This is a genomic window from Streptomyces sp. NBC_01476 (assembly GCF_036227265.1).
In the GTDB taxonomy this organism is placed as follows: domain Bacteria; phylum Actinomycetota; class Actinomycetes; order Streptomycetales; family Streptomycetaceae; genus Actinacidiphila.
Genome location: NZ_CP109446.1, coordinates 7,179,180 through 7,200,420 on the forward strand (window position 1 = coordinate 7,179,180; position 21,241 = coordinate 7,200,420).

Below are 21,241 nucleotides of genomic sequence, written 5' to 3' on the forward strand. Positions count from 1 at the left end.
CCGATGAGATAGGGATGGGGTCGGATGGGGGCGGATTGGGTGTGCTGCTGTTCCTGAACCCGACCACCCCGGCGGGCACACCAACCCCCTCCCACCAGGAGTCCACCCATGCGTTCCCTCCCGATCGACACCACCGCCATGCACGCCATGCTCGGCACCCTGCGCCCCAAGGTGAGGACTTCGCCACCGACAAGGACACCGGCGCACCGCTCGTCGTCGCCGACGTCATGGTCGTCCTCGACGGCCGCGCCGAAATGCTCCAGGTCACCGTCCCGGAGACCGGCATCACCAAGGGCATCAAGCCCGGCGCCACCATCACGTTCACCGCCCTGACCGCCTCCGCCTGGGAGAACACCTTCAACGGGCAGATGCGCCACGGCATCGCGTTCCGCGCCACCGCACTCACCGCGAAGGCCGCCTGATGACAACCCTCCACGCCTTCCTGAGCTCGGCGGCCGTGATGTGGTGGCTCCTCATACCCCTGGTAGCTCTCATCGCCGGGCGGATGCTGTTCACGGGCGTCCGCTGGCTGCGGGCCGACACCGAGACCCGCGTCAGCCTCCGGCAGGCCCGCCGTATCCGCCGCACCTGGCGCAGGCTCGCCCCCATGGCCGAACTCGCCGTCAAGGACCCCACCCCGACCCAACTCCAGCAACTCCGGTCGGACGGAACCCCGGCACCGGCGAAGGTCCGTATCCCGCGCATCACCACCCGCGCTGACACCTTCGGCGTCACCGTCACCGCCACCGCACTGCCCCGCGTCGGACTGGAAGCCTGGCAGGACGCAGCCGACGACCTCCGCAACGGCTGGGGCATGCAACGGGTCAAGGTCACCCAGCCCCGCCCCGGAACCATCACCGCCCGGGGATTCCGCCGCGAACCCCTCGACGCCCCCATCCCCTCACCCCTGCTCCACCACGACGGCACCCCCGCCCTCACCCCCGGCACGCTCACCTCCGGTGATGATGTGCTGCTCGGTTGGGACGAGGACGGCACCCCGATTCGGGTCAACCTCGCCGCCGGGGCGCACGGCCTCATCGCCGGCGTGACCCGTTCCGGGAAGTCGATCACCGTCAACACCCTCCTGGCGTCCGCGTCGCTGACGCGCGATGTCCGCCTGGTGGTGATCGATCCCAACCTCGCCGCCGCCGCACCCTGGTGGCGCACCGCCCACCGGGTCTGCTCGGCCACCCATCCCGACGAGGCCACCGAGGTCCTGGCCGGGGTGCGGGCGGAGATGCGCAGGCGCGAGGCACTGTTCTGGTCCGCGCGCACCGACCGGATCACCGCCTTCAGCAATGACCTGCCCCTGCTGCTGGTCGTCATCGACGAGGTCGCCAACTACACCCGCCACACCGACCGCAAGGCCCGTGAACGGTTCGAGGCCGAACTGCTCGCCATCGCCAGCCAGGGCGCCAAATTCGGGGTGCGGCTGTGGCTGATCACCCAGAAACCCTCCGCCGACGTGCTGTCCACCGCGATGCGCACCAACCTCTCCGCACGCATCTGCCACCGCGTCGACACCGTCGAGGACTTCCTCCACCTCTTCCCCGACGGCCGCGACCTGGAAGTCACCGCAGCCGACCGCGAACTCCCCGCCGGTGTCGCCATCGCCGCGATCGGCGCCATGCGCACCCTGGTACGGATGCGGTCGGCCCACCTGCCCACCGAAGCCTGCTGGCAGATCAGCGAAACCCTCTGCCACGCAGGCCGCCAAATCCGCAACCTCCCCAGCAGCGCCATCGGCACAGTCAGCGCGGTTCCCGGCAAGGCCACCGGCTGATGCCCCCGCTCCGTACACCCCCGGTGAGCAGATCCCGGCGGGATGCGCCCCGCACCAACAGCCCCACCCCCGGCAGGGGCACCACCACCCGGTCCTGCCCCTGCCGGGGACCCTCACCCACCCCTTGACGGCCCCGCGCGTGCCGTCCGCCGAGAGGCCATGCCCCCATGCCCACCAACCCCCAGCCCGAGCTCGAATCTCTGCCCCAGTCACTGCCTGTCATCTTCGCGCCCGGCGACCTGGAAAAGCTCGCCGTCGGCGGACAACTACCCGTACTCGTGCGCCTGTTGACGACGCTCGGCGGATGCGCCCGGCCGATACGCCTGGACGGCTACCGCACCAAGGTCGACACCGCCACCGGGCTGATCCTGCGCCACCTCGACTCCCGCGAGATGCCCGCCGGCTGCCTCCTGGTCTGCTGCGGCAACCGCCGCACCACCGGCTGCCCGTCCTGCGCCGAGATCTACCGCCACGACACCTACCAACTCATCGCCGCTGGACTACGCGGCGGCAAAACCGTCCCCACCACCATCACCACCCACCCCCGCGTCTTCGCTACCTTCACCGCCCCCTCCTTCGGCCCCGTCCACAACCGCCCCAGCGGTGAGACGAAGCGGGATCGGCGGTGCCGCTGCGGACGCACCCACAGCGAGGGCGATCCGCTGCTCGGCTCGCCGCTGGACCCCGACCGCTACGACTACCGCGGCGCAGTGCTGGGGAACGCCCACGCCCCGGCCCTGTGGTCCCGCTTCATGCTTCACCTGCGCCGCGCCATCGCCCGCGCGGCCGGGCTCACCCAGCGCAGCCTTTCCTCGGCCGCGAAAATCTCCTACGCCAAAGTCGCCGAGTACCAGCGGCGCGGCCTGGTCCACTTCCACGCCGTCATCCGCCTCGACGGACCCGACGGCAGCGCGACACCCCCGCCCGCCTGGGCCACCACAGAACTCCTCGGCGACGCCATCCAAACCGCCGCCACCCGCACCCGCGTGGCCGGACCGGAAATGGACGGCGGCACCTGGTCCTTCGCCTTCGGTACGCAGCTCGACGTGCGTCCCATCCGCAGCGGCGACTTCACCGGTGGTACCCCGGTCACCGAGCGGGCCGTGGCCGCCTCCATCGCCAAATACGCCACCAAGGGAGCCGAAGGCGCCACCGGCACCCTCGACCGACGGCTCCGCCTGATCGGCGAACTCCACGCATTCGACATACCCCCGCACGCCGAACGCATGATCCGCACCGCCTGGGAACTCGGCGCACGCCGCGACCTCGCAGACCTCAAGCTCCGGTCCTGGGCACACATGCTCGGCTTCCGGGGCCACTTCTCCACCAAGACCCGCCAGTACTCCACCACCCTCGCCGAACTCCGACAAGCCCGCGCCGACTACCAACACACCCAGACCGGAGCCCCGACCACCGTGCCGGAGCAGGAGTCAACGCTGACCCTCGCCCACTGGGCCTTCTCCGGCATCGGCCCCACCCCCGAACTCGCCCGCCTCGCCAGCGCCCTGACACCCCCGCCCGGACCTCGGGCACCGGCGGCCACCCATGGCTGACGACGAACTCCTCACCGTCCCCGAGGTCATGGCCCGCTTCAAGATCATCTGCTCCACCGTCTACGACCTCATCCGCACCCGGCAACTCGCCTCCATCACCATCGGCCGCGCCCGCCGCATCCCCACCCACGCCCTCACCACCTACATCCACCACCACCTCGAACAGGAAGCCGCCTGATGACCACCCCGACCCCCGCCTCCCGCTGGACCCGCGCCAACGGCGACGGAACCGTCTACCAACGAAAAGACGGCCGCTGGGAAGCCGCCGGATACGTCCTCGCCGCCGGCGGCACCCGCAAACGCATCCGTGTCTACGACACCACCCACAAGGAAGCCGCCGACAAACTCACCGAACCTGTCGCCGTCAGCAACCGCGGCCTGCCCACCCGCATCAGCGACACCACCGTCGCCCAGTTCCTCACCTACTGGCTCGACACATCGCCGTCCACCGCCTGCGCGCCACCACCCACGCCCGCTGAGCGTGATCAGTTCGGCGGCGGGATGGGTCTTGTGGTCGGTCAGGGTAGTAACGAGCCGGTAGAGGCCGGTGCGGCGGCCTGCGGCCGTGGTGATGGTGATCTCGCAATCGATGACACGCACGGGGACGTCACCGATCGCCGACAGGTAGGAGCCGTCACCACAGCGGGCCAGCACGGGCAGTCGGCGGCCGTTCTTCACTCGGACCAGCACGTGCGCGCCGGTCTTGGCCATGGCGTTCACCAATGTCCGGGCGGCGAAGTTCCGGTCCAGCAACACGATCATGCCCTCGTGCAGACTGCGGAGCAGACGCGGCGCGTACGTCGTCTCGCCGTCAGTGGTCGGTCCGAACACCGCGTCGATGACCGTGCGAGTGCCGCAGGACACCAGTACCAGCAGCCGCAACGCCGGATATCCCGAACCACCGTTGTTGCAGCGGTGCTTGGTGAACTCGGCCAGGTTCGCCCGGCTGTCGGGCACCGCCATGGTCGTGCCGTCGATCGCGCAGACCAGCAGCCCGCGCCACCACACGCCGGCGGTGCCGATCCCGGGGGCCGGGCCGCGCAGCAGGTCGAATAGCCAGCGCAGCGGCTCGGCCCCCACCCGCCTGCGGGCCTGCGCCAACGCACCGCCCGTCGGGTCCGCGACCGTCAGCCCTTCCAGGCCCGCCGTCAGTCACTGCCACACCTGCCGCCATCCCAGTCCAGGGAACAGGCACCCGGCCAGCAGGAGATACACCATCACCCGGGACGGCAGATCCCGTACCCGTTCCTGCACTTTGCCCGTCTGCGTCAACGCCTCGTCGACCATCTCGAAGGGGACAAGGCGCGTCAGCTCGCCCAGATGGCCGGGCGCGAAAGCCCCCGCAGCAACGACAACCTGACGAGAGATAACAGACTGGGCACCCAACGGAGCTCCCGCCAGACAGTGATCTTGGTCGACACGGTTCTAGCCGATCTGTAGGACGAGCTTGCCGCGGGCCTGTCCCGACTGGCTCAGCTCCGCGGCCGTGCGCCAGTCCTCCAACGGGAACGCGCGGGCCACTGGTACCGAGAAGCGACCCGCAGATGCCAGCTGCGCGTATGCGCCGAGCACGTCGTTGCGCACGGTGCCCTCGCCGCCGGGCCCGCTGAAACGCACGCCCAGTTCAGCGGCTGCGGCGAAGTCGCTGAGGGTCAGAACGTGTGCGGACGCCTTGACCGTACGCACGAGGCCCGGCAACGCATTGCTGACCGGTGCCGCGTCGAGGGCGAGGTCGACCGGTCCGCCCGCGAGTTCCCTCACTCGCTCGGCCATGCCGTCGCCGTAACCGGTGACTGCGGCGCCGACGGCGCGCAGGGCCTTGGCGTACGTCTCGCCGGCGGTGGCAATGACCCGTGCCCCGCGCTGAACTGCGATCTGCACTGCGGCGTACCCGACGGTGGAGCCGGCGCCGTGTACCAGCACGGTGGTGCCGGCGCGGACGCCGAGGGCGTCCACACCTCGGTAGGCCGTCTCGACCGCCATCGGCAACGCGGCGGCGTCGACCGGGTCGAGCCCTGGCGGGCGCGGGAACCAGAGGTCGAGGAGAGCCTGCTCGGACGCGCCGGCGGTCGGTCCTGTGAAGGGCGCCGGGCCGAACACCGGGTCACCGATCTCGACGCCAGTCACCCCGTCACCGGCCGCGTCGACCGTGCCGGACACTTCAAGTCCTATACCGCGTGGCAGGTCGCCAGTGAAGAGTCCGCCGCACAGCGCCCAGTCCGCCGGGTTCAGCCCGCACGCCTGGACAGCGACGCGAATCTGCCCGGGTCTGGGGGTGGGAGGTTCGGCGTCCTCGAGCCGCAGAACGTCGAGCGGTGCTCCGTGCTCGTGGAAGCGAAGGGTGCGCATGAAGGCTCCTCAAGATGATGACAGCAGATGCTGTCGTCATTCACGCTAGCAGAGTGACGACAGCATCTGCAGTCGCTATGCTCGCAGGATGGCACGGTGGGAAGGCAACGCTCGCGGTCGGCTCGAACGAGCCGCGCTGGACCTGTTCACCGAGCAGGGTTACGACCGCACGACGGTCGCGCAGATCGCGCAGCGCGCGAACCTCACCGAGCGGTCGTTCTACCGATGGTTCGCCGACAAACGTGAGGTGCTGTTCGGCGGCGGCGAGGACCTCGAAGAGCAGCTCGTCTCCGCGATCGAAGCCGCTCCCGCCGACACCGGCGCGCTCCCGACGCTGCTGGCCGCGTTCGCCACCGCGCCGAAGGTGTTCCGTCCGCGCGAGTTCCTGCGGGAGCGGTCGGCGGTCATCGAGGCCAATCCGCCACTGAAGGAACGCGAGCTGGTCAAGCTGGCGTCGCTGTCCGAGGCCCTCGCCGCCGCTCTGGTGCACCGCGGCTGCAACCCGCAGACTGCACGCCTGGCCACCGACGTCGGCATCGCCGTGCTCCGGCTGACCGCCGAACGGTGCATGGCCGACGAGCAAGCCGATTTCACCCAGGTCCTATCGACCAGCACGGCGGACCTGCTCGCCGTCGCCACGGACATCCCTGCGTGACGCTGTGAGGGCTGTTGTGCTTGCCGGGGTCGGGATCGGCCGCTTCGACCTTGTCGCCGATGGGCTTCGTCTTCCCGTGGTCCAGAAGTACCGGTCTATCGGGTGAGAAGCTGCCGCCTCCTGTCGCGCCGGTACTGGACCCGGCTGCGGGCCCGTCCGGTTCATCGACGCTTGGGGGCGGACCGTCATCGCTGCCTCCGGCGGACGGCGCTGGTGGTCGCAGAGGCACTTGGCGCACCCGGGACGGGAGAAGCTCGACGCTGTTGTTTCGCGTGGGGGTCGGATGCCCGGGCGGCGAGTCCGTTCGGGGCGGACCCGCAGTGTTCGCGGGGTGTTCAGCCGGTGGTTCCCGGTGTGGCGGAAGCTTCGCCGGGAGCGTGAGTGCGCTCCTCGTCTGCCCGACTCCCCGAAAAGAGGACCGGCCACCTTGCGTACGCACTGGCGTAGACACGTCCCCATCACCGCCGTCGCCCTGACGTTCCTCGCCCTCGGCCTGTCCGGTGCCCCGGCATCCGCGCAGGCACAGGCGCAGGCACAGGCGCAGCCGCGAGCACAGTCCACCGTGCGGATCAACGAGGTCGAGTCGAACGGCGGCAGCCCGGGTGACTGGGTCGAACTCGTCAACACCGGGACCGCCGCGGTCGACGTCTCCGCGTGGATCGTCAAGGACAATGACGACGACCACTCGTACAAGATCCCGAAGAAGACCTCGATCGCCCCGGGAGCGTTCCTGGCGCTGGATGTCGATCCGTCGTTCGGGCTGGGGAGCGAGGACTCGGCGCGGTTGTTCGACGCGGACAAGGACCTGGTGGACTCGTACTCCTGGAGTGACCACGCCTCGACCACCTACGGGCGTTGCCCGGACGGTACGGGTGCGTTCACCACTACCCTCGCTCCGACCAAGGGCGCGGCCAACGCCTGCGGCACCACCGGCGGCGGAGGCGGCGGTGGCGGTCAGCCGTCGCACGGGGCCTGGCCCGGGGGCTCGGCGGTCACCGTCGCCGACGGCTCGAAGGTCTTCGGGGAGAACCTCAGCGGGTTGTCCTTCGAAGGCCCCGGCGTGCTCTGGGCGGTGGACAACGGGCCGGGCAAGCTCTACCGCCTGGTGCCCAACGGCTCCACGTGGCGCCCCGATCCGGCCGCCGGCTGGTCCTCGGGGAAGTCCCTGCACTACGCGGGCGGCAGCGGTGACCCGGACGCGGAAGGCGTCGTCGTCACTCCTGACGGGGTGTTCGTCTCCACCGAACGCGACAACGACAACGACGGCAAGAGCCTGCCGGAGATCCTGCGGTACGACGCCTCCTCCACCGCTTCCTCGCTGAACGCCACCGCGACGTGGAACCTCACCTCCGACCTGCCCTCCGTCCCCGCCAACTCCGGGCTCGAAGGCATCTCGTGGGTTCCCGACTCGTTCCTGACCGCGCACGGCTTCCGTGACGAGCACACCGGCGGCGTCTACGATCCGGCCGCCTATCCCGGCCACGGCAGCGGCCTGTACTTCGCCGGCCTTGAGGACAACGGCACCGTCTACGCCTACGCCCTCAACCTGTCCGGCGGCGGATACACCCGGATCGCCACCGTCACCAGCGGCTTCCCCGCCGTGATGGACCTGGAGTTCGAGCCGGCCACCGGCCACCTCTGGGCGGTGTGCGACGACACCTGCCAGGGTCAGACCACGGTCCTGGACATCAACGCCCAGGGCCGGTTCGCCCCCACCGCGGTCTACGACCGTCCCTCGGGGATGCCCGACTACAACAACGAGGGCTTCGCCATCGCGCCCCAGTCCGCCTGCACCGCCGGCCACAAGCCGGTCATCTGGTCCGACGACGCCGACGACGGCAACCACGCACTGCGCGCCGGCACCCTGAACTGCACGCCCTGACACCGGCGCAGGGGGCGGCGGCCGTCAACTGCCCCGCTCGGCGCCAAGAGCACCGGTGAAGGCCGCGGTCCACCAGGACCACGGCCTTCACCCGTACCGCCGCCCCGGCGCCCACTTCGCCATCCGCGCCCGCTCCCCGCCGCGCCGCGCCGCACCCCGCCCGCACCCCGCCCCGCAGACCGCGTCCGACCAGCTCCGCCGGCAGGCGCTGGCCCGGCCGCGCGCAAACTGTACGAATTCTGTTTGCCCGTTGTGCGCCTTCCCCGTGTCTAATGACGCACGGTCGTGAACGCGGCGGGTGCGATCCCGCGTGTCCACTGCCGTGTTGCCTGAGGGTTGCGCGCCGGGCATGAGGGCTGACAACGTTGTCTCCCGCAAAGGCTGGACCGTGCGTGCGTATCGCGATGCTGGAGAGGTTACGTGCCAATAAGATCCCATGCCCCCTTGTCCCGCGTGAATCTTCCTCGGACCGCCCGTCGGCCTGGCCGGCCGGTGCGGGCCGCGGTTGCCGCACTGCTCGCCGGAGCCCTCGGCTTCGCCGCGCTGGCGGCCGGCGGCGCGGCCGCGGCGGCACCCGTCGCCAACACCTCCACGGGAACCCCCGGCGGCACGAACTACACCAAACTCGTTGACCCGTTCGTGTCGACGGCCGGCGACGACGGCAACGACCTGCCGGGCGCCGAGGCGCCCCACAGCCTCGCCAAGGTCAACCCGATGACCACGCCGGGCCGCAACCACTCCGGGTACGACTACAACGAGGACCACATCGCCGGGTTCACCGCCACGGACCTCGACGGCGTCGGCGGCTCGGGAGGCGGCGGCGACCTGCTGGTCGTCCCGACCTCCGTACGGTACGACGGGCGCCCCGCCCCGAGCACGTACGCGCACCCGTACAGCCACGACGACGAGACCGCGACGCCCGGTTACTACCAGGTGGGGCTCGGCGCCCTCTCCGGGACCGGTTCGGCGGTGACGCAGGACTCCGGGACCGTTGACGCCGAGATGACGGCGACGACGCGCACGGCGCTCGAACGGTACAGCTTCCCCGCCGGCTCTGACCCCGAACTCGTCCTCGACCTCGCGAACAACTACACCAGCCGCACCCGCGCGACCATGAAGGCGACGACGCTCCCCGACGGGACCACCTCGATCACCGGGCTCATCGCGGGGTCGTTCAACGGCGCCTCGTACCAGCTGTACTACGACGCCACCACGAACGTCCCGGTGACCTCCCTGAAGAGCTGGGGCAACGACGGCAAGCTGAGCGACGCGACCGCGCAGGACGGTTCCGACACCGGCGCCGTCCTCGGGTTCGACCCGTCCGCCGGGCACGACATCGAACTGCGTATCACGCTCTCACCGATCAGCGCGGAACAGGCCGCGACCGACCAGCGCAACGAGGTGGGCCACCTCACCTTCGACCAGGCGCGCGCGCAGACGAACGCGGCCTGGAACAGCGCGCTCGGCGCCGTCGACGTGCGCGCCTCGGCGAAGTCCGACCCCGGGTCGACGCTCACCAAGGAGTTCTACACGCACCTGTACCGCATGTACGCGCTGCCGGTGAACGCCACCAGCACCAGCGGTACGTACCGCGGCGCCGACGGAGCGGTGCACAAGACGAACGGCTTCACCTATTACGACGGCTGGTCCACCTGGGACGACTTCCGCAAGTACTCCGTCGAGGCCTACATCGACCCGTCCACCTACCGGGACATGGTGCAGTCGCTCGTCGAACTCTTCGCCGACGCGAACACCTCGGGCAAGAGCCTCGGCAGCCTCACCCACTCGGTGCCGACCGTACGCTGGGAGCGCTCGGCCGTGGTGATCGCCGACGCGCTGTCGAAGGGCTACAAGAACTTCGACCGGCTCGACGAGGCCTACCCGGCGCTGATGTCGTACGCCGGCTACTACACCGGGACGCAGCTGCGGCTGGGGTACGTCGCGGGTGACCCCGGTACGACCGTCCAGCGCGGCTACGACCAGTGGGCGCTGTCCATCATCGCCGGCGCGCTCGGCAAGGACGCGGACGCGAAGAAGCTGCGCACCCAGTCCACGATGGCGATCGACAACCTGGTGAAGTCCGGCGTCTGGACCGCGGCAGACGGCACCAAGGTCGGTCTGCTCACCCCGCGCGCCTCCGGCGGCGACTGGCAGAGCGCCGACTACGAGAAGTTCGAGACGGCCGGCCTCTACCAGGGCACGCTCTGGCAGTACAACTGGTACGACGCCTACGACATGGGCGGCCTGATCAATGCCATGGGCGGCGCGAAGGCAGGCAAGGCCGCGGTCGAGCACATGTTCGGCGTGGACTCCAGCGCCGACGACGGCTCGACCATGCTGCACTCCAACGCCAACGAGATCGACCTGCAGGCCCCGTACCTCTTCAACTACGTCGGCGAGCCGAGCCTGACGCAGAAGTGGGTGCGCGCCATCTACACCGGCACGACCTGGAACCGCTACATCGCGACGGGCTCCACCAACGAAGCCCCCAGCTCCGGCGGCGAGTTCACCCCGCCGATCGACACCCAGGTCTACAAGCTCTCGCCGAACGGCTTCCTGCCGACCATGGACAACGACGCCGGCACCATGTCGACCATGTTCGTCGGCGCGGCCCTCGGCCTGTTCCCGGTGACCGCAGGCTCCAGCCAGTTCCAGATCGGCAGCCCGTTCTTCGACTCCACGACGATCACGTACCCGAACGGCAGCCGCTTCACGGTGAAGGCCGACGGCGTGTCGCCGAGCAACTACTACGTGCAGAGCGCGACCCTCAACGGCTCGCGGTTCACCAACACCTGGCTCGACTACTCGCAGATCATCTCCGGCGGAACCCTGGACTTCACCATGGGCTCCAAGCCCTCGCAGTGGGGCGCCCGCACCCAGGCCGCGTACTCGCTGGACACCGACTCGGGCGACCCGGGTGACGGCGGCACGGGAACGGGCAAGGGCGACACCGTCGTCTCCGCCCGCCCGGGCACCGTCGCCACCGCAGCGGACGGCACCGTCCACGGCAGTGTGCAGCTCACCCTGTCCGGGCCGGCGTCGTTCGCCGCCCGCAAGGGAACCAGCCTCACCAAGACCGGGGCGGCGAGCACGACCGGCCTGCCCGCGGGTGTCACCGCTGACCTCCGCGTCACCGGTTCGCGTACGGCGACGCTCTCGCTCACCGGCACCGCGACGGTCGACGCACGCTTCGGCATGACCTTCCGCGACGCCGCCTTCGCCCACGGGGTGCGGGCCTCGACGGCAACCGGCACCGGGGTATCCGCGACCGACCCGCTCGTCATCTCCGCCGCCGCGGTGCACCGCAAGGCCCTCGGCGCCCTCGTCGACCAGGCGTCCCTGGTACGCAGCGGCAACTACTCCGACGGCTCGTGGACTCTGTTCCGGTCGGCGCTCGAACGCGCGCGGACCGTCCTCGCGGACACCACCTCCGGGACCGGCACGATCATGGCCGCGGACGACGCGCTGCGGTCCGCCATCGACGCGCTCACCATCGACGAGGGCGGCTACGCGGTCCTGCAGGCCGAGGCCCCCGACCAGAAGGAGGGCCCCAGCCTGGTGAGCGAGGCGTACTACTCGGACGGCGACCTCGGCGGCGTCACCGAGGGTGCGTGGGAGCGGTACACCAAGCTGGACTTCGGCGGGGTCGCCCCGCGGAGCATCTCGGTCCGCTACGCGAACGCGCAGCCGGCGAACGCCGCACCGAGCAGCGTCGACATCCACGCCGGCGCCGCCGACGGCCCCGTCGTCGCCACCGTCCAGCTCCCCGGAACCGGCGGCTGGCAGTACTACACCACGGTCCAGGCGGCCGTCACCGACCCGGACGCCCTGCTGAGCGCCTCGGGTGCGACGTTCGTCTTCCACGCCCCGTCCGGCCAGCAGTGGGTGTCGAACTTCGACTGGTACCAGTTCTCGCCGAACGAGGTCACCTCGTCCCCCTCGACCACGCTCGCCACGCTGACCGCGGCGAACAGCACCACGACCGGCGGCGGTTCGCTCCCGCTCAACCTCGCGAACGGCATCTTCGAGAACGTGACGGACGGCGCGTGGGCCGCATGGCAGAACACCGACCTGCGCGACGGAGCCGACACCGTCACCGTCAGCTATGACAAGCCCCAGTCGCGGGCGGCGTCGGACTCGCACATCGAACTGCACCTCGGCTCGAAGGACGGTCCGAAGAGCGCCGACATCCCTCTCGACTACACCGGATCCGGCTGGGGAACCATCGCCACCGCGACCGTGCAGCTCGACCCGAGCGTCTTCACCGGCGCCCAGGACATGTACGCGGACTTCGTCTCCAGCACCCAGACGGCCGCCCAGCCCTACGTGGGCAACGTCTACTCCCTGACCCTGACCCAGACCGCCGACGCCCCCGCGGCATTCGACGCCACCGCGTTCAGGACGAACAGCGGCGGCGGGCTCAAGAGCGAGCCGGTCGGCTGGACCGGCTCGGGCTCCACCACCGACCTCGGCGGTACGTACAACGGAGCCTGGCTCGACTACGGGGACATCGACTTCGGCCACGCCCCGAAGAGCACCATGACGATCACCTACGTCAACAACTCCGCCCGCTGCGGCACCGGTTCCGCCGTCCAGCTCTACCTGGACTCCTTCGACGCGGCCGACCCCGGCACGCCGTACGCGACCGCGCCGCTGCCGGTCACCGGAGCCGCGTGGTCGTCAGGAGGGACGACGAGCCTGACGCTGCCCAAGGCGGTCACCGGCACGCACGCCGTCCACCTGCGGCTGATCACGACCCCGGACTCCTCGCACCCGTACGTCGCGAACCTGGGCCGGATCACCTTCAGCCACGTCGACACACCCGCCGTCACGGACAAGTCGGCGCTGAGCAAGGCGATCGCGCAGTACGCGGGGCTCTCCGGTGACGCGGAGCGCTACGACCCGATCGACTTCGGCGTGTACCAGCGCGAACTCGCCGCCGCACGTGACCTCGTGGCCGCCGACGACGCGACCCAGCCCGAAGTCGACACCCAGACCCGCAGCCTCACCCTCGCCGCCGAGCAGCTGATCCCCCTTCCGAGGCTGAGGCTGGAGGACCTGGTCACCACCGCGTCGGCGCTCGACAACACCCGCTACACGGACGCGTCGTGGAAGGCGTTCACCGCGGCACTCACCGCGGCGAAGACCGCGGTCGCGGACGACACGGCGACGGACGAGACCCTCACCGCACGGTACAAGGCCCTCGATCACGCCATGTCCGCGCTCACCACGAAGCCCAAGACGGTGCCGGCCGCACCTGACGCGGTGTCGGCGGCGTCCTCCGGCACGAGCGTGACCGTCACCTGGTCCGCACCCGAGGACACCGGCGGCTCGCCGGTCACCGGCTACGAGATCACCCTCGATGACGGCCACCAGGCCGTGATCCACGACCCGGACAGCCGGAGCACGGCGTTCACCCGGCTGCCCGCCGGCAGGTCGTACACCGCGCGCGTCCGGGCGGTGAACGCCATCGGCACCTCGCGCCCCAGCGCCGCGACGGCGCCCGTGGTGACCGGCGGCGGCAAGCCGCAGAAGCCGGCCCTCACGGGTGTGATCACCCACGGCAAGCAGGTCCGGGTGACCTGGCGGCCGGCCGGCGACGGCGGCTTCCCGGTCATCGGCTACACCGTGGCCCTCGACGACGGAACCACCGCGCACGTCCCCGCCACGACCGGCACCGCGCTGCTCACGACCGCGGGGAAGGCCGCGGCGCACACGGCCACCGTCACCGCGGTCACCCTGGCCGGAACCTCGGACGACTCCGCCACGACCGCCCCGGCGGACGACGCCTCCGACCCAGGGTACGAGCCGTCGCCCTTCCCGGCCGACACGCTGAACGCGGCTTACTCCTCGGACACCTGGCCGACCACCGGCTACTTCAACGACCTGCTCAGCGGTATCGGCGACCTCCACTCCGACATCCTCGGCGCCAACTCCACGGTGCCCCACGGCACTTCGCTCACCGCGGAGAACGACGAGACCGCCGTACGCATCAACAACGCGGCGACCCAGAAGGAGGTGGACCGGGCCGAGGTCGACGCGACCAACAGCGCCACCGTCACGATGGCCGACGGCCTCGGGTCCCGGCTCGGCCAGATCTACCTCGACGCCCTGAACGGCGGCCAACTGCCGAAGACCAGCGCACTGTTCTCCCGCGTCACGCAGGGCCTCGACACCCATGACGCGGCGAAGGACCACTACGGCTACCTGCGCCCGTACGTACGGCTCGGATTCGCCGGCGACGGCGGCGACATCTACGAGTCGCAGGACGGCTCGTACAGCAGCCTCGCCACCAGCGGCTCGTACCCGAGCGGCCACACCTACGGCGGCTACGAAGCCGGGACCATCCTGGCCACGCTCCTGCCGGAGCTGGCGCCGTCGATCCTCGCGCGCACCTCGGAGTACGGGAACAACCGGATCGTCCTGGGGTTCCACTACCCGCTCGACGTCATGGGCGGCCGCATCACCGGACAGGCCACCGTGGCGCACCGGTGGGCGGACCCCGACTTCGGGAAACTGCTGCTGCAGGCCCACACCGAGGCCGAGAACGTGCTGCTCGCGCAGTGCGAGAAGCAGGGCTACGGCAACACGCTCGCGGCCTGCGAGGGCGACTCCTACAGCGGGTTGAGCACGGCGCAGGACGTCGACCTGTACACCCAGCGCCTGACCTACGGGTTCTCCCAGGTGGGGAAGGCCGGGCAGAGCCTGAAGACGCCGTCCGACGCGGCGGCCCTGCTGATCACGGCCTTCCCGGACCTCACCACCGAGCAGCGCACGCAGGTCCTCCAGCAGACCGCGACCGACTCCGGCTACCCGCTCGACCTCACCGCTGACGGTGGGGCGAGCTGGGAGCGGATCAACCTCGCGGCGGCGATGGCGGCGCACGTGGTCGTCAACGGGAACGGGTCGGTGACGGTGACGAACTACTCCGACGCCACCCGGGCGAGCGTCGCCGACGCCCGCGCGGTCACGGTGGGGGGCGTCGCGATCGACGGGTTCGACCCGGACGTCGCCACGTACGTCGTCGACTGGCCGAAGGGCTCGAAGATCCCGGCTGTCTCCGCCGTGCCGGCCCAGTCCGGCGCGCGGGTGAAGGTCACCGACGGCAGCTCGGTCCTGTCGTCGAACGGGTCCCGCCTCACCACCCGCACCATCACGGTGACCTCGTCCAACGGTTCGGTCACCCGGACCTACACGGTCGGGTTCCAGCCCACGGACCGCGGCCACCGTCCGGTCCCGGCCGGCGGTGACGGAGGATTCGTCCTGTGGCCGCCTTCCGGCACGTGGGGCCACGGCGGCACTGTCGGCAACCTGGGCGACCTGGGCAACGGAGCGGGCTCCACCGACTTCGCCGGAATCCGGCCGCCGGTGACGGGGTGGACGCAGCCCAAGTGGATCCCCGGGGCACAGGGCACGAGGTGACCGCAGGGTCAGCCCGGCCTCCGGAGGAGGCGGTCTGATCCCCTGGCGGCGCACGCCGCCGGCCGGCCCCTCCGGGTGAACCACAGCGGTTCACCCGGAGGGGCCGTCGGCGTCACGGCACCTTTCCGTCGCGCTGCTCCCTGGCCGTGTCAAAAACCTCGGCCCGGCCGCTCGTGTGTGCCTGTCCGGGGACGTCGGCTCGGCCCTGGCGGAGGAGCGGGAGGTCCGCTCCGTCGGGTGGCGCGGGTGGCGCGACGGGCGCGTGCTCGACCTCGCGCTGGGGCCCTGCACGGACGAGGAACTCCGCAGCGAGGCATACACCGTGGGGTATGACGCGATGGTCGAGCGGGAGGACTGGCTCTCCGTCGGGCCGGGCGGGATCACCCGCGGGGAACTGGACGGGCCGATGCGGTTCAACGCCCGGCGGACGGCGGACCGGGCGGCGCGCCGGGGTGTGCGGCGTCTGTGCGCGCAGGCGGGGGCGGTGTGGCAGGCGCCGTGATGTCTTCCGGTCAGGCCGGTCCGACGGGGGCCGACGGGGTCCGACCGGTCCGGCCGGCGGTCCGTGGTTCCCGCGGACGCAGGCACGAAGGTGTCCGGCTGGTAGTGCCCCCCGCGGCCGGACGCACCCGGTGCGCCTGCCGGTGACGAGATACCCGCGTCCGGGCCACGGAGGATCTTTCGGGCGACGTGACGCACGATGGTTACGATCGGCGGGTGAACCTGATCGGACGCGGTGCGGAGCTGGCCGCGGTGGAGCGGTTGCTCGACCGGGCGGTGGCCGGGGCAGGCGGGTATCTGGTCGTCACCGGGCCGCCGGGAGCCGGCAGGTCGGCCCTCGCGGAGGCGGCAGCGCGGTCGGCCCGGGCCCGCGGCATCGCGGTGGTCCGGCCCACCGGGACCGGCGCGGACGGTTCACCCCTGTGGGACCGGCTCCTGACCGCCGGCGCCGGGCCGGGCGGACCCCGTACCGGCACCGACCGGAACCCTGTCCCGGCCGGTGCCCACGACGGCTTCACCGCAGGGCCGCAGGCGCCGCCCGCCGCCAGGACCCGGGATCCCGACCCAGAGGACGTCGACCGGGTCGCCCGGGCGGCAGCGGCCGGTGGCCCGCGCCTGCTGCTGCTCGATGACATCGACAGGGAAGGCGAAAGCGCCACGGCATTCCTGGCCCGGCTCGTACCGCACCTCGGGACCGGGCAGACCGCGTTGCTCGCCACCGCCGCCGACTCCCTCGGACTGCCGCACGAGCTGCGCCTGCGCGGACTGAGGACATCCGAACTCGCCGAGCTGACACCGGGGCTGTCCGCTGACGCGGTCCACGCGGTGTGGCTCGCCTCGGCCGGCCTGCCCGGCGCCGCCATCGCCCTGTCCCGCGACCTGGCCGCCCTTGACGCCGACGAGGACCCCTTCGTCCACCTCGCCCTCACCGCCCGCTCGCGGGCCGCGTTCCTCGACATCGACGCCGGCCTCGTCCGGCTGCTGGAGGCCGCCGCCGAACGCCCGCTGCCGCCGGCGACCCGGGCCAGGGTGCTGGCCCGGCTGGCCCGCGAGCTGCTGGGCGATCCGTCGGCGGGCGACCGCCGCCGCGACCTCGCCGACGAGGCACTGGCCCTGGCCCGGACGAGCGGCAGCCCCGGCCTGATCGCCGAGGTCCTCGACTCCCGGCTGCACGCGCTGTGGGACCCGGCCGCCGCCCACGAGCGGCTGGCCACAGCGTCCGAGATCGTGGCGCTGGCGCGGCCGGCCGGCGATGCCGTCACCGAACGGCGCGGTCTGTTCTGGCGCTTCACCGCCCTGGTGGAGCTGGGCGATCTGCGGGCGGCAGAAGCCGCGCTGACGGCTTACGCCCGCGCGGGCGAGCTGTCCGGTGATGCCGAGGCGGCGGCGGTGGTACCGGCCCGGCAGTCCATGCTGGCGGCGGTCCGCGGCCGGTTCGACGTGGCGGCGGCCCTGGCGGACGTGGTCGCCCTCCGTGGCCGGCAGGCCGGTCTGGCCGACACCGACCGCCTGGTCGGCGGCCTCCACGGCAGCATCGCGACGCTGCGCGGCGACTGGGCATCGGTGCTGGCGCCCTGGCAGGCGCTCGCCCGGCGGATGCCCGGTCACTTCTTCGAGGCGACAGCCGCCCGGGCCCTGGCGGAGTGCGCCCGCGGCGTCGAGGCCGGCCTTGAGCTGGAGCGCCTCCTGCCGGTCGTCCTGGCCGGCTCCGGGCCGCGCTGGCTGGGCGCGGCGGCAGACCTGGCGGTGGTCGCGTCACGGTTCGGCGAGCCGGAGAGCGCCCAGGCCCTCTACGACGCGCTGCTGCCCTACAGCGGCCAACTGGTCGTGTGGGGCGGCGCCAACACCGTCACCGGACCGGTCGACCACTACCTGGGCCTGCTGGCCACCCGCCTGGGCAGCCTCGACGACGCGGTGACCCGCCTGGACCGCGCCGCCGCCCTGGACCAGCGGATCGGCGCCCTGCCCTGGCTGACGCACACCCTGGCCGCACGGGCCCGCGCGCTCACCGCCCGGAACACCGGCCAGGACAAGGCCCGCGCCGAGGAGGACCTCGAACGGGCCCGCTCGACAGCGCGGCGGCTCGGCATGACCGGGCTCCCCGACGAGCCGGCTCTGCCGGCCGGCGAATGGCGGCTGGCCCAGGACGAGGCCGGCTGGCAGCTCGACGCCGGGCCGGAGAAGGTCCGGCTGCCGGCCGGACGCGGAATGGGATACCTGCGGACGCTCCTGGCCGCGCCCGGGCAGGAGATCGCCGCTCTCGACCTGGTGGCAGGCGGGTCAGGACTGCGGGCCTCCGGGGGCGACCCGCTGCTCGACGACACCGCCCGCAGCTCCTACCGGCGCCGGCTCAGCCGGCTCGACGACCTGCTCGACGCGGCCGACCGTGACGGTGACGTGGAGCAGGCGGCGGCCGTCCAGCGGGAGCGGAACGCCCTCGTGACCGAGCTGCGCCGGGCCAGCGGACTCGGTGGCCGCCCGCGCATGCCGTCCGGCGAGGCCGAACGGGCCCGGGTCAATGCCACCCGGGCCCTGGGGACCGCCGTCCGGCGGATCGAAGCGGCCGCCCCGCTGGCGGGGGCGCACCTGCGCGCGTCGCTGCGCACCGGCCGGTACCTCCGCTACCAGCCGGCACCCGGTGGCCCCACCCGCTGGCGGGTGTGACCCGCGCCACGTACAGCTTGTGCCGGGAGGAGTTACGCCTCCTGGGTAAAGCCCCGGAACCCTGGAGACGACATGCGGATCGCACAGCGCCGCCACTACGGCGCACTCGCCGCCGACAGCTACGGCACGGACGACAGCCGGCCGCCGCTGGTCCTGCTGCACGGCCTGTCCTACGACCGTCGCCAGTGGGAGCCGTTGCTGGCGGAGTTGGCGGTCCTCGATCCCGGCCGCCGGGTGGTCTCCTTCGACCTGCCTGGGCACGGCAACTCGCCGCGGTTGCCCTCGTACCGCTCTGCCGAGGTCGCGGCGGTGATCCACCGGGCGGTGAGCGAGGCCGGCCTCGGCGCGCCAGTCCTGGTGGGACACTCTCTCGGCGGCGCCCTGGCCACGACCTACGCCGGCACGTACCCGGCCGCCGCCGTCGTCAACGTGGACCAGCCGCTGCTGGCCGGCCCCTTCGCACAGATGCTGCGCTCGGCCGAAGCCGAACTGCGCGGCCCCGGCTGGGAAGCGGTCTGGGACTCGCTGCTCACCGGCATGCGGATCGACCTGCTCGCACCGGAAGCAAGGGAACTGGTCCGCACCGCCACCGAACCCCGGCAGGACCTGCTGCTCGGTTACTGGAGCGAACTGCTGGACACCCCCGCGGAGGAACTGGGCGAGCGGCGGGCGCGCGAGCTGGACACCATCCGGGCGCGGGGCACCGGCTACCACCACATCGCGGGCGGGGACGTGCCGCCCGCGTACCAGGAGTGGCTGGAGTCGCGGCTGCCGGACGTCACCGTCACCGTCCTCGCCGGCGGCGGCCACTTCCCGCACGTGGCCCGTCCGGCCGAACTCGCCAGGATCCTCACCGGCTGACAGCCTTCCGCACCACGCTTTACGCACGCCGCGCCGTGAATCGGGAGTGCCGCGCGATCGGGGTGACGGTTATGAGTGCGGCGCCGGCGGGGGAGCCGCACATCATCAAATTCCCGACAGTCCGCTATGTACACGGACCAGTAGTGGCATTACCGGGGAGCCGTCGCGAGGCCGGCGGTTACCGCCTCAGTGGGCCTTCTCATAAGCGTCGATCACCGGGGCGGGGACACGGCCGCGGTCGTTCACTTCGAGCCCATTGCTCTTGGCCCATGCCCGTATGGCGGCCGTGTCCCTGTCCTGGGCCGCGCCGCGGTCGGATCCACGCGCTGCCCGGGGGCGCCCGGTGCCTGTTGACCGGACCCTCCGGGCGCCGTCGGCCTGCAGGAACGGGCCGAGCGCTTCCATCAACTTGTCGTGGCTGTCGGGGGTGAGATCCAGCTCGACGCCCGCGCCGTTGACAAGGATGGTGTACGTGGCGATCTCAGTGGATTCTTCACCCGTGAGGTCGTCGGTATAGAGGGTGACTACTTTCTGTGCCATGACCGGATAATAGCCCAACTGCCAAGCGGAGAAGCCCGGCTACTCCGCTTCTTTGGCGCGGCCGCGGCCCCTTCCCGGCGCACCGTTTGCCGCGCCGGGTGCCATCGGAGGGAGCCGCCGGTTTCGCTGCTGGCGCCGGGTCAGAAGAAACCCTGGTTGGGCAGCGGCGTTCCGTTGAGTTCGTAGCGGCCCACCGCGACCGCCTTGAGGGTCTTCGGATTGTGGGCCGCGATCGAGCGGATGGTGCGCCAGTGCCGGTCGAGGTGGGCACCGCGGCGTACCAGCGACCCGCCGCCGACGTCGAAGAGTTCGCTGGACGCCCGGTCGGGGATGATCGCCTGGGCCCTGCCTACGCCGGTCGGCGCGGATCAGGGCGCCACCGCGCGCGCGACGCAGTCGCGGAGCAGGGCCCGGCGGCGGTCGTGCTCGGCGGGCGGCTCGTCGGCGGTCGCGGTGTAGACGCTGCTGGCCGGTGACCAGGCGCTCGCCATGGCGATCACCAGGGTGAGCAGGTCGAAGGGGTCGCCGGGGCGCAGGCGGCCCGCCTCCTGCGCCTGGGCGATGGCGGTGAGCTTGGGCTCGTGCCGGGAGCTGTCGAACCACGGACCGGTCGGGCGCTGCTCCAGCCGGATCCAGGCGATGAGCCGGACCAGCCCGGGCCGGCGCAGGTTCTGGTCGTACACCCGCACCGCCCAGCCGGGGAGGTCGTCGGCGTCGAAGGGGAGGTCGTCGGTGCTCCGCTCGACGCAGTCGGCGACGACCGCGTCGAAGAGGCCCTCCTTGTTGCCGAAGTAGCCGTAGACCTGCGCTTTGTTGGTGCGCGCCGCGGCGATGATGCGCTCGATGCGGGCCCCGGCGATGCCGTGCTGCGCGAACTCCTCGGCGGCGGCGTCGAGGATGCGCCGACTGGTGGCGGCACCGCGCGGCGTGGTCGGCAGTTCGGGCATGCGGCCGATTTTAACAGACAGAACCGTCGGTTTTCTTTTCGTCCGGAGAGGTCTAGGCTCGAAAACAGACCGAAAAGTTTGTCT

General features: G+C 71.6%; 14 protein-coding genes and 2 pseudogenes. 11 read left to right on the plus strand and 5 right to left on the minus strand.

Annotated features, from left to right (window positions below; all coding sequences use genetic code 11):
* Nucleotides 1-41: 41 nt before the first annotated feature.
* The 5 genes and pseudogenes from OG552_RS31205 to OG552_RS31225 all read left to right on the plus strand — a co-directional run.
* The gene (locus tag OG552_RS31205) at nt 42-422 is read left to right on the plus strand and encodes an SCO3933 family regulatory protein (RefSeq protein WP_329138623.1); all 381 of its coding nucleotides are present in this window, start codon (nt 42-44) and stop codon (nt 420-422) included.
* On the plus strand, nt 422-1,783 hold the full coding sequence (locus tag OG552_RS31210) for an FtsK/SpoIIIE domain-containing protein (RefSeq protein ID WP_329138625.1): 1,362 nt from the start codon (nt 422-424) through the stop codon (nt 1,781-1,783). Before OG552_RS31205 ends, OG552_RS31210 begins: the two co-directional genes overlap by 1 nt.
* 167 nt (nt 1,784-1,950) lie before the next feature.
* Nucleotides 1,951-3,336 (plus strand): replication initiator, encoded by a 1,386-nt coding sequence (locus tag OG552_RS31215; protein WP_329138627.1) that lies wholly within the window; start codon nt 1,951-1,953, stop codon nt 3,334-3,336.
* Nucleotides 3,329-3,514, plus strand: coding sequence for a helix-turn-helix domain-containing protein (locus tag OG552_RS31220; protein ID WP_329138629.1), 186 nt, complete (start codon nt 3,329-3,331; stop codon nt 3,512-3,514). The genes OG552_RS31215 and OG552_RS31220 overlap by 8 nt, the downstream gene beginning before the upstream one ends.
* A pseudogene (locus OG552_RS31225) lies at nt 3,514-3,812 on the plus strand (site-specific integrase); the annotation flags it as partial. The gene OG552_RS31220 and the pseudogene OG552_RS31225, both read left to right, overlap by 1 nt.
* A 58-nt stretch (nt 3,813-3,870) precedes the next feature.
* On the opposite strand, the pseudogene OG552_RS31230 reads toward OG552_RS31225, so the two are convergent.
* The 3 genes and pseudogenes from OG552_RS31230 to OG552_RS31240 form a co-directional block, all read right to left on the minus strand.
* Nucleotides 3,871-4,299, minus strand: a pseudogene (locus tag OG552_RS31230) (transposase); the annotation flags it as partial.
* Nucleotides 4,300-4,488: 189 nt separating this feature from the next.
* On the minus strand, nt 4,489-4,722 hold the full coding sequence (locus OG552_RS31235) for a transposase domain-containing protein (protein WP_329138631.1): 234 nt from the start codon (nt 4,720-4,722) through the stop codon (nt 4,489-4,491).
* Between the two features lie 39 nt (nt 4,723-4,761).
* Nucleotides 4,762-5,685, minus strand: a complete 924-nt coding sequence (locus OG552_RS31240) for an NADP-dependent oxidoreductase (protein ID WP_329138632.1) — start codon at nt 5,683-5,685, stop codon at nt 4,762-4,764.
* An 88-nt stretch (nt 5,686-5,773) separates the two neighbouring features.
* On the opposite strand from OG552_RS31240, the gene OG552_RS31245 reads away from it, so the two are divergent.
* From OG552_RS31245 to OG552_RS31270, 6 genes are all read left to right on the plus strand, one after another.
* A complete protein-coding gene (locus OG552_RS31245) occupies nt 5,774-6,340 on the plus strand; it encodes a TetR/AcrR family transcriptional regulator (RefSeq protein WP_329138634.1) in 567 nt (188 codons plus the stop codon).
* A 427-nt stretch (nt 6,341-6,767) separates the two neighbouring features.
* A complete protein-coding gene (locus OG552_RS31250; protein ID WP_329138636.1) occupies nt 6,768-8,222 on the plus strand; it encodes a lamin tail domain-containing protein in 1,455 nt (484 codons plus the stop codon).
* Between the two features lie 420 nt (nt 8,223-8,642).
* Complete coding sequence (locus OG552_RS31255; RefSeq protein ID WP_443071083.1) at nt 8,643-15,644, plus strand: glycoside hydrolase domain-containing protein; 7,002 nt, start codon at nt 8,643-8,645, stop codon at nt 15,642-15,644.
* A gap of 175 nt (nt 15,645-15,819) precedes the next feature.
* Nucleotides 15,820-16,146: a hypothetical protein gene (locus OG552_RS31260; protein ID WP_329138640.1), complete on the plus strand. Its 327-nt coding sequence runs from the start codon at nt 15,820-15,822 to the stop codon at nt 16,144-16,146.
* Between the two features lie 215 nt (nt 16,147-16,361).
* Entirely contained in the window at nt 16,362-18,809 is a 2,448-nt protein-coding gene (locus OG552_RS31265) for an AAA family ATPase (protein WP_329138642.1), read from the plus strand.
* Nucleotides 18,810-18,881: 72 nt separating this feature from the next.
* Nucleotides 18,882-19,670: an alpha/beta fold hydrolase gene (locus OG552_RS31270; RefSeq protein WP_329138644.1), complete on the plus strand. Its 789-nt coding sequence runs from the start codon at nt 18,882-18,884 to the stop codon at nt 19,668-19,670.
* A 186-nt stretch (nt 19,671-19,856) separates the two neighbouring features.
* Here the strand turns inward: OG552_RS31270 and OG552_RS31275 are convergent, their stop codons facing one another.
* The gene (locus OG552_RS31275; RefSeq protein ID WP_329138646.1) at nt 19,857-20,210 is read right to left on the minus strand and encodes a histone-like nucleoid-structuring protein Lsr2; all 354 of its coding nucleotides are present in this window, start codon (nt 20,208-20,210) and stop codon (nt 19,857-19,859) included.
* A 368-nt stretch (nt 20,211-20,578) separates the two neighbouring features.
* Entirely contained in the window at nt 20,579-21,157 is a 579-nt protein-coding gene (locus tag OG552_RS31280; RefSeq protein ID WP_329138648.1) for a TetR/AcrR family transcriptional regulator, read from the minus strand.
* Between the last annotated feature and the right edge of the window lie 84 nt (nt 21,158-21,241).